We start from the raw sequence: 16,893 nt of genomic DNA, 5'->3' as shown, positions 1-16,893 counted from the left end.
AAAAACGGAGAGATCGGTAATAAAAATTATATGGCGCGCCCGGCAGGAGTCGAACCCGCAACCTTTAGGGCCGTAACCTAACACTCTGTCCAGTTGAGCTACGAGCGCACTGGAGGCACCAACGGGATTCGAACCCGTAATCAAAGTTTTGCAGACTCATGCCTTGGCCGTTTGGCTATGGTGCCATTGCTATGCAATTATACCATAAAAACTTTTTTGTGCTTATTAATTCTACCACATTAGGTATCTTTTTAAAGAAAATAAAAATACAAGCAATATAAAGTACTTGTATTTTTATTTTTTATTTAAACTCACTTGAAATCGTGAATCCTTGAGGAATATTATCATACACTTGTCCAAAATTATATTCTTTGTTTTGAGAGTAATTCATATAATCTCTATATGGATCAAGGTATTTTATTTGACCTTTAGAATCTTTGATTTTGATAACAAAATATCTTAAATTTGTTTTATTAAATTCACTATATTCAGTTCCTTCGGGTCATTCTAATGAAATAAGTTCTATATTTTTATAACCTAATAAGAACAATGAAAGTGCATAAAATTCAACATAATGATAAATATTAGAAATTGTTTTTGATTTTTTATCTTTAACATATTCAACTTGTTTTTCGTAAGATTGTTTTAAATATTGACTGTTATTAATATAATTTAACATTTCCTCTTTAGCTTTGTTTGCTTCTTCTAACCTATTTTCGGATTTTAATTCTCTATACTTAAGTGCAAGATCAGTTAATTCTTCTATTTCAATTAGTGTTTCTTTGATCATACGTTCAGATGCAGCAACACCATGAAGATATATACCTTCACTTGTTCTTTCGATTTCACCATGATATGAATCGTAGTAAAGTAAATCTGGATGATCCTCAACAAATTCAACTGGCGAATTCATAAATTCTTCTGATAATTCATCATCATTAGAAAGTTTTTCGGCAAAAACTTTAGTTTCATCAGATTCTCTTCCAACTTTGTCAGTATTATTAAGAACATATACTGGTCCTAATCCTGCAACTATTGAGTGAGTTATCGACATATTATTCTTGTATTCATTATAGTATGGACTATACTTATCGAAATTGAATGGTTTATTTTTAATGTAATCAAAAACTACATTTTTATATACATTTTCAATACTTTTGTCTGATTGTGATTTATATAGATCTAGTAAGTGAACAAAATCAGAAGCTTGAATATAATTGAATACTGCTTCACTCGATTTATAATCAAAGGTTATTTTGTTATTTTCTCTTTTTAATATTGAGTTTTTATTCATCAAATATAATGCATAAAATGGTGTTTCTTCAAGTACAGCTCGTACTACCGAATCCATAGATTTTAATAAAGCATTAATTTCTTGTTCATCTCTTCCGGTAACATTAATAGTAATAATGCTATTTGGTGTAAAAATATCGTAACTTGAAAAAGTAGATTGCAACTTAATGTTTGCCATTATTTCATCATAGAACTTTCTAATTTCAGTGTTTGAAAGTTCTTCAGAAATTTTATTTTCAATATTCTTAGCATTATCTTTTCAGTAATTTGATTTGATAAAGTTCTTAGCAAAAACTACTGAAGGGTGATTTTCATATATACAAGAGCTAGCTATAATTGGTGTTGACGCAACTGATACTGCACCCAATAAAAGTCAAAGTTTGTTAATTTTTCTTTTCATTTTATCCAAACATTTCAACATATCTTCACGATTTGAAACCAGCGTATGTAATTACACTCGATAATACAAATAGAATCAATGCAAATGCTAACCCTCCTATACTATATGCTCTAATAAGTTTATATGTACTTTGAATTTGAGAATCTAATTCAACAACGTTGAATAAATCCATTGTTTCCTTTAATTGATGAATATTAATTGATAAAAGAATAATAGCGATGATAGAAACTAATAATACAACACTTCAGATAACGATTTTAACTTTATAATTTTTCATAAATTATCCTTTAATTGTTGAACCTTGTCTAGAAACGGCATTCATAATTCTTTTTCTAAATACAAAGTATGCAATAAACATAGGAATGTTAACGAGAATTGCTCCTGCCATTTTAATAGATTGAAGTGTCATTGGTTCATCGCCATTATAAACAAGACCAGCTTTGAATAATCAAACTGAAACAACTTTAAGATTATCACTATCTCCAAACACTACAATAGAAGCTCATAAATATGTATTTCATGAAGCAATAGCTGTAAGAATAACAATAGTTCAAGTTGTAGGTGTTACCATAGGGATGGCAATCTTAAATAAATATTTAGCACCAACAGCTCCATCAACCAAAGCAACTTCTTTAATTCTACCTGGAATTGATTCAAAAGCATTTTTGTACATAGTTGCATTGAATATTGAAGCTACGAATGGTAAGGCGATTGTGAATAAAAATCCTACTGTGGTTTCGTTCATACGAGTGTCACGAACAACCTTGTATTGACCAGAAAGAAGAGCTACTTCAGGTAAAACTAGAAGTGCTAAAGCACAGAATCAAACAAATTCTTTACCTCTTCAGTTTCTAAGAGAAAAAGCATATCCCATTAGAATTGTGATAAATACTTTAAGTACAACTGAAAGTAAAACATTTAACCCTGTTATTGAGACTGCTGTTCAATAACCTTCATTTTTTATAGCAGTCATATAGTTAAATCTAATACCTTCACTTCAAGTTAATGGTACGTCTTTCCCATCTATCATGAAGTATGAATCATTAAATGAAGGTAAAATTCTAAAGTCATTTTTTAGATTTAATGCTTCATTTCATGAGAAAAATGAAAATGAAATCATTAAGAAGAATGGGAATAAAATTATTACACCGAATAAACATAAAAGTAATAATTTAAGGAGTGAAATAGATGCGACATTAAATAACGAGCTTTCTCTAACTTGACCGCTTACTTTTTCTTTATTTCTTCTTAAGCGTCTCTTTATTAGTATGTTTTGTCATTTCAACTTTAACTCAAACATTTCTTTCTCCTAAGTAATTTAATGTAGTTTGTGCCGCAAAGAATCCACCACGTATGATTGATGAGAATGTAACTCCAATAATAAATAATGCTATACTTGATGCTCCAGAAATATATAGGTTTCCTTCTTGGGTTTTTTGATAGATGTATAACATCAATGTTGACGCACCATTAGCTGTAGCATCAGTAGGTTTATTCTCAAATAATGCAAGTGGGAAAACTTTAATTCCACCAATTATTCCCAGTGTTATTAAAAAGTTAATCGTAGATTTGATCGATGGTAAAGTAATTGAGAAGAATTGTTTCACTCCTCCAGTACCATCAATTGAAGCTGAGTGGTATAAATTTTTATCTACTGAAAGCATAGCTGTAGTAAAAATAAGAATATTAAATGCTAATCCACTTCATACTCCGTTAATTATTAATGCAATAACTGCATGAAAACCATCTGGTGAACCTTCTTTTAATCAAGCGATGTCAGTACCTATAATTTGGTTTAAAACACCTTTTTGTTCAAAAACTTGAATAAATGTAAGTGAGATGGCAACACCATTAGTAATATATGGCATAAAGAATACTGTTTGTCAGAATCCTCTTGCTCATTTTCTATAAAGTTTAGCTATAACTGACGAAATGACTAATGAAATCATCAAAACAAATGGTAAAACTAAAATTCCATAAATAAATGAGTTTCTAAAACCTATAGCATATTCTAATGATGAAAAAGTTTGAATATAGTTTTTAAGTGTGAATTTTAATGTAACACTATCAGAAAATGAGTTTATGATGTTATAAATCATTGGAACAATAGTGAACATGAAAATTAATATTAAAGCAGGTAATAATAGAACAAAAGGAACGTAAAATGGAGTTCTTTTGTCTAAAACTGTTGTTGATACATTTGATTTTGAAACTGATTGTTTTCTGAGTGATCAGTTAAATAAGGGTTTAAATTTTTCACCAATTTTTGCATAAGAAGAATTACTTTTTAACTTCATATTGTAATCTCTCTTCAGTTATTGCATCAAAAATGTGAAGTCTATCTTTTGGAAGATTAAAGTAAATATCTTGTCCTAATTCATAGTGCATTCTATTATCAAGTAAGAAATTAATTTTACCGATATTTGGAACGTCAACAATTAATTTACTTTCTTTTCCAAAGTTTTCAACAACTTTTACTATACCTGTAAAGTCAGCTCTAGATTTTGTTTTAACTATTTCAAAATCTTCTGAACGTACACCTATGTTAAGTTGTGCACTTTCTTTATCTTTAATATCGATATTTGATATAACTGTTTTATCGATATAAATTTCACCTTTTTCATATTTAGCAGGGAATAGACCCATTTCAGGCATCCCTAAAAATCTAGCGACGAACTGGTTTTTAGGTCTATTATAAAGTTCCATTGGTGAACCCATTTGTTGAACTCTAGCCATAGACATACAGATAACTATATCGCTAATACTCATAGCTTCTTCTTGGTCATGTGTAACAAAAACAGTTGTAATTCCAAGAGATTGCTGAATTTCACGAATTCATTGGCGGGTAGAAATACGTAATTTGGCATCTAAGTTTGAAAGAGGCTCATCCATTAATAATATTTGAGGTTTTTTAACAATAGCACGTGCAATTGATACACGTTGTTGTTGACCACCTGATAAACGGGTAGGTTTCTTTTGAAGGATAGGAATTATTTCAACACGTTTTGCAACTTCCATAACTTCATTATGAATTGCTTGGCGAATAGACACAATGTCTTTTGTATATTCCTTGATAGCTTCTTTTTCATTTGTGTCTAACATTTGGCGACCTTGAGAAGCATCTTCTTTCATAACTTTATCCAATGTTGGATACTTAGCTAATAAAGTTTTCTTAACGTGATTATAGTTATTTCTTACTAATTTTGCTAATGTTTTATCGTAAGATTTTAATGTTTTTAACTCTTCATTTTCAGCATAAGCCAATTTATAATCAACTCTTGCTTTTTCATAATTGTTTTTCTCAACTATTTTTTCTTCTTTGTATTTTTCTCTAATTTTTAAAGAATTAATTTGGTATTTATATTTCATTACAAGTGAAATAAGTTTACCTTCTGCTTTAATTACTTTAATTCTTTCAGAAAGTAATAAATTATCAAATTCAACCGATGTTAAAGATAAAATAGCTGATTGAACATCTTCGATTTGTTTTTTGATTTCATCAATATTTTTTGATGGATTAAATTTTAATAATTTTTTATCAAGATTTTGTAATACTTCAGAATGTGTTAAATTAGATTGAACTAATCCTGAGTTTTTATTTTCCTTGAATTTTTCTTTAACTAACTTAATTTTTTGTTTTGTCTCTTTTTTAGTTAATGATTGATTTTTAAGAATATCTTTTGCAAGTTTTGATAATTCTGAATTTTCGTGAACAGAAACTAATTTATATCTACTTTGTGCTACTTCTAATTCGCTTGATAATTTAGCATTAATATTATTTAATCTAAAAGTAAGTTCTTCAGAAATAGTTTTTGTTCATTTATGTGCTGTGTGAAGTTCTTGAATTTCTTCGCTAGTTGCCCCTAATTTTCTAAGATAGATTTCTAATATTTTATTTTTTGCTAAATTCTTTTTGAAAACTACATTGCTTTTTCAAGCAGAGTCATTTTTAAGAGGGAATGCTATATTTGCATAAACAGACATATGTGGATAAAGTGCGTAGTTTTGGAACACAAAACCAAGTTTTCTTTTTTGTGGTGAAAAGCTAGTAACATCTTTTCCTCTGAATAAAATTTTACCTGATGTTGGTGTAAGAAGTCCAGCTATAGCATTTAATGTAGTAGACTTACCAGAACCTGATGGCCCAAGAAGTGTAACTAATTTTCCTTCTGGAATCTTAAAACTAACATCATCAACGGCCAATGTTTCACCAAAATCTATGTATAAGTTTTTAAGTTCGATTGCAGGAATTTCCCCTTGATCTCTATTATCAGAATCTTCAGAAAGTTTTTCAATAATTTTAATTTGTTCTTCAGTTAATAAAGACATTGAGTACTTATTTTTAATATTTTTTTGTTTTTCCATTACTATTTTTCCTTGTTATTTTCTAATTCTTTAATTCAATCTAAGATACTAAATGGCATTTTGGGTTGGATTTCAAATAAATCTCCACGGTTAGTGAACACTGAACGACGGAAAAATAAATCTCAACCTGAATTTTCTTTATTTCTGTATATAGTTTTTTGTATTCCAAATGGATTACTTACAAACTTATAGAAACCATTTTGGTTTATAAATGCCTCTTCAGCAGCTTCGGCTATTATTGGATAAATTTTGGTTTTATATGCTGTTTTATCACTTTGATATGTTGAACGAAAATTCTCTGATTTTGTATCATAAGGTAATGTCAATCCTGCTCTTACAATTTCAGCTGAATAAGAATATTGATAATTACCATTTGGGTCATCTTTTTTGTTTATAAAGAAGTCTCCAACTAGTCTTTTATAAGCATCTTCTTCACCATTAGATCAAAACACTACATCTTGACCCATTAAATTCTCTTCAGCAAACTTTGTTGATCATTCGGCAAAAGTATATTCAAATGGTTTTGATTTCACTGAACTTGAACCAGAACCAACAGCTTTTTCAGGTGTATCTATTGATGCTATTCTAACTTTATATTCCGAACCTACAGAATAAGTTTCTTCGAATTTAGTTGGCACTTCAGTAAGTTTAATTGTTGCTGTATCACCATCAGAAATAGAAACAATTTTTCCTCTCATAACTAATGGTTTATAAATTTCACTATTTCAATCAATATTAACTGGTCTGAATTTTTCTTGTCCTAAAGCTGAATTCTCAACTTCAGCAATAGACTTAAACGACTTCTCTTGCACTAGATCAATAAGAAAGTCTGTGTTTCTAATAACTACTATTTTAGAACCACTTCTAAAAACAATTTGAAATCTTAATGTTTGTTTAATGTCTTTTAAGGAAGAAGTGTTTTTGTCGAATGATTTAATTACAGTATCAGTATCGGGGTAACTTATTTCACTAACAATATTCAAATATAATTGCCCAGGTTCATCTAATTTAAGTTCATCACCAACAAACTCAATTTTTAAATCTGGCCACATTTCTTTTAGCGAATAACCTAATTTATTTTCAAAGTCAAATTCACTTCATGAATTAAATATTTTGTTGCTTTTAACATTTGCAACATGATTGTTAACAATGTCTTTTAGTTTTTTCTCAATTAAATTTTGTATATCTATTCTTGAAATTGTTCTATTGTTCTCATCTTTAAACATCCCAAGCGTTCCACTTTCATCTGTATTTAAAACAAGTTTAAATGGTTTTATTAAATTATCGTTTGTTTCAGGATTGCTTGGTTTAGTATCAATAGGATTCTCATCTTTTTTTGAACCATCGCATGAAGCAGATAATGTAATTGTAGAAACTACCAATGGTACACTAATAAATGAAGACAATAGTTTGTATTTTTTCTTAAACATTTGTTTTCTTTCTTTATAAAAATACAATTTCCTATACATAAGAAATTATATTTTTATTAAAATGTTATTTTTCAGGATTTAATTGATTTACGAAATCGTTAACAAAGTCAATTTCATTCGATTTACCTTGTTCAATTTTATTTTGAACAGTTTTGAATTGCGAAACAATTTGAGATCTAAATTTATCTGATAATGTTGCTCCTGGTTCTTCAAAAATAAACACATCATCATTTAAAGCAGCGTTTTTGAACATTTGTAATGAAACATTTAAAGCGGCGTTTGTACCAAATTGATTATCTGGTAATTCTGTGAAGTTAGCTGTAGGAATAAAGTAGTTAGCAACATATTGAATATATTCAACCGCTGTATGTTCTTTAGCAAAGAAATCTTTAAGACTCTTACTAAAATCACTAGTATTATCTAAAATGAATTTATCGATTGAAGTTAAAAGTCATTTAACGAATTTTTTGGTTTGTTTGTCATCTTCGGTAGTTCCATGAATTCCGATAATTGATGGACCTTGTGTGTAAACAATTGATCTTGATGAAGCATCATTTCATTTCAATGGAGTAGACATAACTAATAATTCTGATTGACTTAAGATTTTTTCTCCTGATGTTTCAATTACTTGAAGTAATTTATTTTTAGAATCCAATAAATTAAGTGTTCCAATTTCAGAAGCTTTTAAATCACCATCATTTGTAGATTCACCCTTAAATCCAATAAAGTAAACGAATCTTCCTTTTGTTTTAATACTTTCAACTTTTCCTAAATAAGCTACTTGATTACTTGCATTAACTTCTAAAGCTCTAAGTACTTTTTCTAATTCAGCTGTTTTTGATGCATTATCATCACTAATTAAAAGAATTCTGTTTGCATCGATTAATTTTTGATTTTTTACAAATAATTCTTCATCTTCTTGCGATGCAAATTTATAATCATATCCACCAACTTCATTTTCATTTACACTTGCTGAATAACTGAAAATTAAATTGTTGTATTTTGAAATGTATGTTTTTACACCTTTATTTTGATGTTCTTCAGAAACACTAGTATTAAGTTTATAAACATTATTTTTTGTAAGAGCTAATTCAATGTCTCCTGCACTTAAGCTAGCTTGGAAGTTGATTTGTTTTTCAGCATTGTTGTAGTTGTGTGAGTATCCTGCACTTGAACCAATTGAGAAAGCCATTTTGTGGTAAACTTGGTCATTCGAAGCATAAGCACCATCACCATAAAGTTTTAAACCATTTGCTTCAAGGGCACTCTTAATTGAGTTGAAAATTTCTTCAGCTGCTCTTTTTGTAGTATCGTTTTTATTAATATTGTCAAATAAAACTTTTGTAACACCTTTATCTTTACCAAGTTTGTGAAGTCCATCTTCATTCATATCAGTAATTAGACCATGTGAATACATCGATTGATTGAAAACTCCCGCTGCATCATCAATCCCCATTACATGAAGACCTGTGTTTGCTTTAGAAGAATTTGTGAACATTTTTTGTGCAATTTCTGAGAAATGTAACATTTGTTGATATTGTGTCAAAATTGTACTTTTAATTACATAACCTTTAACAAGGTCCTTAACATTTGATACAGTTGTTCCTCATATTTGTTCAACACCTTTTTCATCAGCAGAACCAGCTTTAAGAATTTTGTTATATAGCTCTTCAAAATCTTTATCCACTGTAGCACCATTTTCAACCATATTTTTAAGAATATAAGCTAAAACAGGTTGATTAATTGATAAAGTATTTGTACTCTTGAAACCTGGAACAACTCAGAATCCATTAGGATATTGAATGTGTTCAACGTTATCACTAACCTTAGTGAAGTTTTTATCAAAGTAAGTTTTCTTTAAATCAAATTCTTCCTCTTTATCTCTAAAGTTAAGTAACATACCTTTTTCAGCTAATTTAGCTGCATTAGGTGAATAGTTAAAAATTAAGTTATATGATCCTGTTGCGTCATGACTGGTTAAAAAGTTGTCAACTTTTTTTCCACCTTCACCATAAGCAGAACCAATATTGTCAAGTTGAATTTCTTTGTCGCTTGCAGATTTTACATGAGCATTATAATATTCAATTAATGCTTTTAAAATTTTGAATTGGTTATTACCTTTTGATCAAGTTACACCAATTTTTATTTTTTCACTATCTTGATCATAATATCCGGCAACTGCTGAGTTGTTTTTATTAGCAATAGGAACAAACTCATCGTTAATATTATAATCCACATCAAAAACTGAACCATTTCCACCTACATTTGGATTTGATGGAGTTGTGCTTGGATCTTTACTAGGATCTTTGCTTGGGTCTTCCTTTGGTTTTTCTGTTTGACTAGAGCTACCACATGAAGCTGATAAAGCAATGAATGAAGTCATTGTTAAAGCTCCAGAAACTCCTAATATTAATTTATTTTTCATAAAATAATTCCTCCTAAATTTATACTTATATATTATATTTTATTTTTTAGATAAACATCTATATGAAATTAATTTTCAATTTTGAGTGGTCAAGTATCTGTTTACTTTCTTCAATAAGGTAAATATTTATGAATTGGAATATTAGACAATAAAAAAATCACCGTAAAACAGGTGATAAAAGTTTGTGGATGAGATTTTAATAATCAATTTTTTCTTTTTCAATGAGTGAGAGTGCTTTTTCTATTCAAGAATTAAGTATCTCTTTTGGTCAATATTCATAACCTTTATTGATAATTTCATTATTTAAGAAAATCATATGTGTTGGAACTTTGAGAATTTGTAACTTGTTTGTGTAGTTTCTAAAAAGTTCAGAATCCTCAGCATCAATTTTAATAAATTGAATATTTGTATCTTCACCATATTGTTCGGCAAGTGAGTCGACAATAGGTTTCATCACCTTGCAATCATTGCATCATTTTGTAGTGAATTCAACAAAAAACACAATGTCTTTTGTACTTGCAATTTTACTTTCAGCTTCATTCCACATTAGTTCTTTAAACATAATTACCTCTTATCTTTAGGAGCAACTGATTCAAGAAATTCATCAAGTTCTTTAAATAATTTTTCTCTTTCTAATTCATCTTCATCTTCAATAGTTAAATTAGGTTTTTGATTTGTGTTATTTTTAATTGCTTTCTCAAATTTAACTTCTTTAACACTTTGAGAAGGTGAATTACTTGCATTATTATTAATTTTAGGTTGATTTTCTCTTATAACATAAGCATCTTCATAAGTTGAATTATAACTTATTGGTTCTTCATAAATATCTTCAAACATATTTTCTTGAGTGCCATTAGAAGTTGTTTCATAGGCATTTAATGGATTAGGATTAGCAACACGTTCTTGATCATTTTTTTTATTAATTGAAACATTCACTTGTTGTTCTTCGCCAGTTTCTTTAGTTTGTTTAGAAAGTTTGTCATTAATTGTTTGATTAACAATAAACTCATTTTCTTTTATGATAATTTGATCTAAGTCAGTTTTTTTCTCATTTTCCAAGTTAACAAATTTATTTCTTACACTTTTAAGATCAATTGTTGCTTTAGTTTTTTTACTATCAATAGTTTTTTCAATAACTCTAATTTTTAATTCAGCAAAATTAATTACATCTAATTTATCAGTGATTAATCCTTTAATAATCATCATAGTGTAAAAATACAATTGAACACCTTTAGTAACAACAAAAACACTTTGACGACTATTCATATATTCTTTAACACTTTCAAGTGAATTACCTTTACTCATGTAAACTTTTCATATTTTTTTAGGTTCTACTAGAATAGCTTGAATGAATAAAAATAAAACCAAAAATAATCAAATAAAAATTGGGAGTATACTTGAAACAGAAATGTAATAAAAAACGTTGTAAATGGAGTCAAGTAACATTCCGATATTATTTAATGAATTTGGATAATTTACATTTGAACCTGAAATATAGTATCATCCATGCTTGAATAAATTAACTGAACCAATATTAAAGTCAAAAGATCAGTTATAAACAAAATGCATAATTATATGCTCACCAAGGGTTAAGATGAAAAATAATAAAATTAAAATTTTTCTAATAACTCCTAAAAGTGTAATGACATTCACTTTTCTAATTCGTGAAAATAATGTAAAAGCGCGTTCGCTTTTCCTATTTAACACTAACTTTGTTATCACTCAAGTAGCACTTAAAATTAGTAAAATAATAAAAGAATTTCCAAAGTACATACCTATAGAATATTTATAAATATCCAAGAAAAATCATCCTTCAACAATCGAAGCTATTAATGCATAGGCAAATAGTAAAAAAATGATTACCAAACTTAAAATATGTCATTTTAGGTTTAATTTTTTAGTTAGAATTCTATTGTTTTCATTTAATTGTTCTACATAAGGGATGTCTAGTTCATTAAAAACTTTTCTGTTTTTAAATAACCTAAAAAGGGATGAAATTTTGGTTCTTCTTTTTTCTTCTAAATATGAATAGTTTTCAAATTTTCGTCTATTTTTAATCATGTCTAAATTATAAACAAATTTAATTTAATATAGATTATTTGATAATAAAAAAAGTAGCTCAGCTACTCTAATCTATAAAATAGTGAAAGAAACAGCAATTAAAGGTTCCTTATCAGTTAACTTAAATATTTTTTTACGAATTACCTTTCTAAGTCTCTCTTGTAAATCTTTAATACCTTTAAATACTTCATTTTCAACAACATCATAGATAATTTCTTTTACATAATTTGTTGTTTCAACTTTTTCGTCTTTACCTATAACACCAACAAATTCAATTTTCATATCATTGCTAATTTCTTTAGTTTTTGAATTAAAATGTAAAACTACTAAAATTAATCCATCGCGCCCAAGTAATTCTCTTTCATTGATTACTTCACTAGAGATATTTCCTACATCGAAACCATCGATTATAGTATCACCAACATTCTTAATTTTTCCATTTTGACTAAATAAAACTCCATCAATAAAATGAGCTATCTTTCCATTTTGTAATATTAAAGATTTAGTTTTTTTAGTTCCTTTGTATTCACCTAATGCATTTGAAATATCTACAAGATGTCTGTAAAGTCCTTGAACTGGAATTATATATTTTGGATTTAACTTTTCAACTAAATCGATAATATCGTTTTGAATTGGTCTATGGAAAAAATAATCTTTATCAGATGCATCAGTAATTTGTGGAGTAATTCTTGCTACTTCATCTAAACAAACTGCTTGCAAGGACTCAAGTCCATTAACTGGCGGAGCCATCATAATCACCTTATCAGTTGCTTTGAGTTTCAATAAAACATCTTTATTATCAGTAATTCTTAAAAAACGATTGTAAAGTCTTTCAACCGCACCAGTAATTAAAATAACCGCATTTTCATGTTTGTTTAATGAACGATAATCAAGAATTGTTGGTAATTCTAAATCCGGTTTAACTTGTTTGATTAAATAAAGTAATTGCCCATAAGTTTTTCCGTAAGGTATTACTGGACGATTGTGTTTTTTAGCTAAATCAAGGATTTGGTGTAGTGAAACCATTTCTTCATCATAGGCACCTACAATTATTCTTTGATTTGGAAGTGCTTTTTCGAAATCTTCAATTAAATTTAATGGCAATTTAATTTTTTCAATTGCATAACCTTTGTGATTTGAACGACCAGCGTCAGTAACTATTGCAATAACATTTCTATTATTTATATTAGTTTTAATTTCATCAAAATTAGTATTTCCATAAATTCCCAAATCACCTTTAACATAGTTAAATAAGAAAATTATATCTCCATCAGGAGTGATAAAATCAAAACCAATTGAACCTGGTAAACTACCAGCAACAATAATTGGTTTAACTGTTAAACTACCTACTTTTTCTTCTTTATTAAATGAAATAACTTCGACATTTTCAGGATTTATAGAATATTTACTTAGTCTTTCTAAAATCATAATTTTGTTGAATGGACTTGAATAAATTTTAATTTTAGGCAATTTCATTGCTAATCAAGGTAAAGCACTAAAACTATCGTTTTTAACATCCGAAATAAAGATTCCTTTAATCCTATCCTTGTTTTTTTCCAAATAAGTAAAATCTGGGATTAATGTATCCACACCATTTGATGAATTAATTGGTATTTTAGCTCCTGAATTAATAATATAAATTTCATCATTGAATTCTAAAATATAGCAGTTTTTTCCATTTTCGTCTAAACCACCTAATGCAAAAATATTTAAATGATTCATAATCTTCCTTTACATAATTTTTTAATTATTTAATATGAATATAGTATTGAAAATAACATTTTTATTATAACATATAAGAAATTCAAGTAAAAAATAAAGTTAATAATAATTAGTAAAATCAAGGACATAATATTTATTTTAATTCCTTCCTTTTAGCTAAAAAATATCATTCCGAATGATATAAACTTCCGCAGATTATTTAATTTATTTATGAAAATTAAGTATATAAGGGTAAAAGAAGTAGCAAAAAATAAAATATCTCTGAGAGAAGGGTCAGAGAATTGTGTTCAGAAAATAAAATTTTTGGCACATTTAAGAAAAATAATTCTTAACAAATACCAGTTGAATCTGATAAACCAAAGGATAATAGAGAAAATAATGGTCTAAATTTAGCTTACTTAATTAATCAAAAACTTGACATTTTAAGACAGAAAAGAGCTTTAACAAAAGGTTAACTACAAAGATTAAATGAGAAATTTTTAGTTGAATTTTTTTATAACTCTAATGCAATTGAAGGAAACACGTTAACTCTTAGGGAAGCAGATTTAGTTATGAGCGGTTTAATAATTAATAAAAAATCATTAAAGAAATTTATTTTTTAGTTCTTGCTCACAGTAGTGAAGATAGAGGAATTTGTAAAAAAATCCTGTTCAAATATTAGGTGCAAAAAATAAAACATATGAGCCCATTTTAATTCAAGATAGTATGATCAAATTAATTGAAAGTTACAAAAATAGTGCCTATAGCTTCTTGGGTAAAATATCAAAATTCCACATTCAATTTGAAGAAATACGCCCTTTTATAGATGGAAACGGAAGAACGGGTAGATTGATTATGAACTTAGAACTAATGAAATTAGGACTACCGCCTATAAATATTAAGTATAAAGATAGAATGAAATATTATCAAGCTTTCGATAAATATCATACTGAAAAAAACTTAAGTTTTGTGTATAGAATGATTGAAAAATATTTATTGCAAGAATTGGACTACTACATTAAGATACTTGAATAAGTTAAATAAAAAGCTTACTTTTATTAGTTAACTTCATCAAAAATTTACTTACTCTTTCTTTCTTATTCTAATTTCTATTTTTCTTTTCTAGCGTCTTCTTCATTTAATTCATCACTGCTTTCTTCTTTATATTCATGAACCATTTCTTCAGCAATTATTTCAATGTCTTTTAAGTTTTGATTATTAAAACGATTAATTCTTTTGTGTGACAATATAAATTTGATAATAACTATTAGTCCATACAACCCAGAAATTATACCTACTATTAATAAAATTATTCTATAAACTAAATCTAACCACATTTCCAAAATAACAAATTGCATAATAAATAAAAATGAATATAAAATGCATGGTAATACTATGGTTAACATGCTTCTAGTTCAAAATTCTTCTTTTAAGAATTTATTGCCATTTCTAAGAATTGATAATAATTGAAGATTTTGATTTAGTAACTCTTTTGAATATTTCAAACTCTTCATATATTTTTTAAATTCTGCAAAGTTAGTTTGAGAAATTAATACTAAAATCTCGTTATTAATTTTTCTATATTGAAAAAAATAAATAAGATAAAGAATTAAAGAAACACTAAATGTAATAACATAAACCAAACATTTTATATTCCTATCTAAATTAGAAAATGAGTTACTTTTTAGTATGGATAAAAGTATCATTGAAAGAACTGCAATTATATAAGGTATAAAAGTTATATCTATTATTTTCTTTCGTTTCTTAACTATTTCATTAAAAATCCCCATAATTTTCCTCTTTATTTAATTTTATAAAATTTCATCAACAGAATTCTTTAAGAGACTCATATTTGTTGATAATAAAACAGAAAAATAAATTTCTGTTCATTATAGTTCAGTTTTATTTTTATCACTTAATTCCAAAATATATTTATCAAAAGCGACTGAACCAATATTTCTTAATTTTTTATTAGATGAAAATACTTTTAACACCAAAAATCACAACCAACAAATTAAAGCAATTGATACGATTAATATAATAAAAAAATATGTTAAATTATTATTTAGATAACTTAATGCTAGTGTAATTGAACGAATTCCTAGTGCAAAACTTGCAACTAATTCAACAATCGCAAACCATATTCAACTTTGATAACTTAAGTATTTTTTCTTGTATTTTAATATATTAAATATCTCTAGGTATCTGTTATAGTGCAATTGATGTGGTTTACAATCTGCTAAATATGAATTAAATTCATCTCAACCTACGGAATCAACCATTTTTATTATTTTATTATCAAAATAATTAAACAATAAAATGTATAAAAGTGCTCCTAATACTATGAAAAATACTAGAAGAAACACAAAGATGTAAATCTTAGAAATTCCTAAATTAATAATAATTTTTTCACCTAAATTTAATGTAAAAACAACCAGAACAATTTCAATCATAAGAATTGACATAGTTCAATATATTTTTTGAGATTGCATGCTTTTGATTTTAACTATTAATTCTTTCATTTTAGCCTCCTAATTAAAAAAACGTTAAAAAAGAAAACTGCCTTACTTTAACTCTTGCTTAATACAACTATTTAAATTTTAAATTAATATATTGTTTTTTATAAAAATCCAATCTTCAACTAAAGAAAAATGAGTAAATAGCTATAAATAAGCATTATTTGTGGAATTAAATATGAAACAAAAAATCACACAGGACTACGAATTGTGCTTAAACATAATAAAATTCAATTACTTTCAAAATAAGATTTGATTTATCTTTAGACCATAGTTGTTTTTATTAAAGCATATAAACAAACTGATATAAATATTATCGCTGAAAAAACAATCATCAAAATAGTATTTAAAGCATAACTACTGAACAATACTTGTAAAATACCTATAGTCAAAGTACCTAAAAAGATGAAAATAAATATAATCAAAAGACTTATTTTTAATTTTGTTTTTAATTTTTTAACGTTGAATATTAATAATAAACATACATAAAATATGTACTTAATTTCCAATATTGAGAATATATTTAATAGGAATTGTCCAAATGATTTATTGCTAAAATTAAAAGCAAAATTATATTCAATAATTCTATCTCCTAAATTATTTTGGGTTGTTGAATAATTTAAATAAGGAATTACAAGAAAAACAAAAATTAATAGGATGAAAAACAGCGTTCAAAATCTTACAATAATATCTTTTCTCATT

Annotated in this window: 14 protein-coding genes and 2 tRNA genes; 1 reads left to right on the top strand and 15 read right to left on the bottom strand. The window is 27.0% G+C overall.

The window, feature by feature from the left end:
• Positions 1 to 31: 31 nt before the first annotated feature.
• The 12 genes from FOY43_RS03265 to FOY43_RS03210 all read right to left on the bottom strand — a co-directional run bounded on the left by FOY43_RS03265 (position 32) and on the right by FOY43_RS03210 (position 13,696).
• Positions 32 to 108, bottom strand: a tRNA-Arg gene (locus FOY43_RS03265).
• 2 nt (positions 109 to 110) lie between these two features.
• Positions 111 to 185, bottom strand: a tRNA-Cys gene (locus FOY43_RS03260).
• Positions 186 to 301: 116 nt separating this feature from the next.
• The gene (locus tag FOY43_RS03255) at positions 302 to 1,693 is read right to left on the bottom strand and encodes a hypothetical protein (RefSeq protein ID WP_146309107.1); all 1,392 of its coding nucleotides are present in this window, start codon (positions 1,691 to 1,693) and stop codon (positions 302 to 304) included.
• A 1-nt stretch (position 1,694) separates the two neighbouring features.
• Positions 1,695 to 1,970 (bottom strand): hypothetical protein, encoded by a 276-nt coding sequence (locus tag FOY43_RS03250; RefSeq protein WP_146309106.1) that lies wholly within the window; start codon positions 1,968 to 1,970, stop codon positions 1,695 to 1,697.
• A gap of 3 nt (positions 1,971 to 1,973) precedes the next feature.
• Complete coding sequence (locus tag FOY43_RS03245; protein ID WP_146309105.1) at positions 1,974 to 2,993, bottom strand: carbohydrate ABC transporter permease; 1,020 nt, start codon at positions 2,991 to 2,993, stop codon at positions 1,974 to 1,976.
• A complete protein-coding gene (locus FOY43_RS03240; RefSeq protein ID WP_146309104.1) occupies positions 2,932 to 3,990 on the bottom strand; it encodes a carbohydrate ABC transporter permease in 1,059 nt (352 codons plus the stop codon). Before FOY43_RS03240 ends, FOY43_RS03245 begins: the two co-directional genes overlap by 62 nt.
• Positions 3,974 to 6,058 carry an ATP-binding cassette domain-containing protein gene (locus FOY43_RS03235; protein WP_146309103.1) on the bottom strand — a complete coding sequence of 695 codons (2,085 nt, stop codon included), beginning with the start codon at positions 6,056 to 6,058 and terminating at the stop codon, positions 3,974 to 3,976. Before FOY43_RS03235 ends, FOY43_RS03240 begins: the two co-directional genes overlap by 17 nt.
• A gap of 2 nt (positions 6,059 to 6,060) precedes the next feature.
• Positions 6,061 to 7,527, bottom strand: coding sequence for a thermonuclease family protein (locus FOY43_RS03230; RefSeq protein WP_146309102.1), 1,467 nt, complete (start codon positions 7,525 to 7,527; stop codon positions 6,061 to 6,063).
• Positions 7,528 to 7,552: 25 nt separating this feature from the next.
• On the bottom strand, positions 7,553 to 9,913 hold the full coding sequence (locus FOY43_RS03225; RefSeq protein WP_146309101.1) for a P68 family surface lipoprotein: 2,361 nt from the start codon (positions 9,911 to 9,913) through the stop codon (positions 7,553 to 7,555).
• Positions 9,914 to 10,109: 196 nt separating this feature from the next.
• Positions 10,110 to 10,475: a thioredoxin family protein gene (locus FOY43_RS03220; RefSeq protein WP_146309100.1), complete on the bottom strand. Its 366-nt coding sequence runs from the start codon at positions 10,473 to 10,475 to the stop codon at positions 10,110 to 10,112.
• A 2-nt stretch (positions 10,476 to 10,477) separates the two neighbouring features.
• Positions 10,478 to 11,974: a hypothetical protein gene (locus tag FOY43_RS03215; protein WP_146309099.1), complete on the bottom strand. Its 1,497-nt coding sequence runs from the start codon at positions 11,972 to 11,974 to the stop codon at positions 10,478 to 10,480.
• 72 nt (positions 11,975 to 12,046) lie between these two features.
• Positions 12,047 to 13,696: an MBL fold metallo-hydrolase RNA specificity domain-containing protein gene (locus FOY43_RS03210; protein ID WP_146309098.1), complete on the bottom strand. Its 1,650-nt coding sequence runs from the start codon at positions 13,694 to 13,696 to the stop codon at positions 12,047 to 12,049.
• 654 nt (positions 13,697 to 14,350) lie between these two features.
• Here FOY43_RS03210 and FOY43_RS03885 point away from each other — a divergent pair.
• Positions 14,351 to 14,710 carry a Fic family protein gene (locus FOY43_RS03885; RefSeq protein ID WP_328592699.1) on the top strand — a complete coding sequence of 120 codons (360 nt, stop codon included), beginning with the start codon at positions 14,351 to 14,353 and terminating at the stop codon, positions 14,708 to 14,710.
• Positions 14,711 to 14,784: 74 nt separating this feature from the next.
• On the opposite strand, the gene FOY43_RS03200 is transcribed toward FOY43_RS03885, so the two are convergent.
• The 3 genes from FOY43_RS03200 to FOY43_RS03190 all read right to left on the bottom strand — a co-directional run bounded on the left by FOY43_RS03200 (position 14,785) and on the right by FOY43_RS03190 (position 16,892).
• Entirely contained in the window at positions 14,785 to 15,465 is a 681-nt protein-coding gene (locus FOY43_RS03200; RefSeq protein ID WP_146309097.1) for a hypothetical protein, read from the bottom strand.
• A 99-nt stretch (positions 15,466 to 15,564) separates the two neighbouring features.
• The gene (locus FOY43_RS03195) at positions 15,565 to 16,197 is read right to left on the bottom strand and encodes a hypothetical protein (protein WP_146309096.1); all 633 of its coding nucleotides are present in this window, start codon (positions 16,195 to 16,197) and stop codon (positions 15,565 to 15,567) included.
• A 257-nt stretch (positions 16,198 to 16,454) separates the two neighbouring features.
• Positions 16,455 to 16,892: a hypothetical protein gene (locus tag FOY43_RS03190; RefSeq protein WP_146309095.1), complete on the bottom strand. Its 438-nt coding sequence runs from the start codon at positions 16,890 to 16,892 to the stop codon at positions 16,455 to 16,457.
• Position 16,893: the final 1 nt, after the last annotated feature.

The organism is Mycoplasma anserisalpingitidis, from assembly GCF_007858495.1.
Classification (GTDB): domain Bacteria; phylum Bacillota_I; class Bacilli_A; order Mycoplasmatales; family Metamycoplasmataceae; genus Mycoplasmopsis; species Mycoplasmopsis anserisalpingitidis_A.
This window is presented reverse-complemented; position numbering and strand designations above follow the sequence as displayed.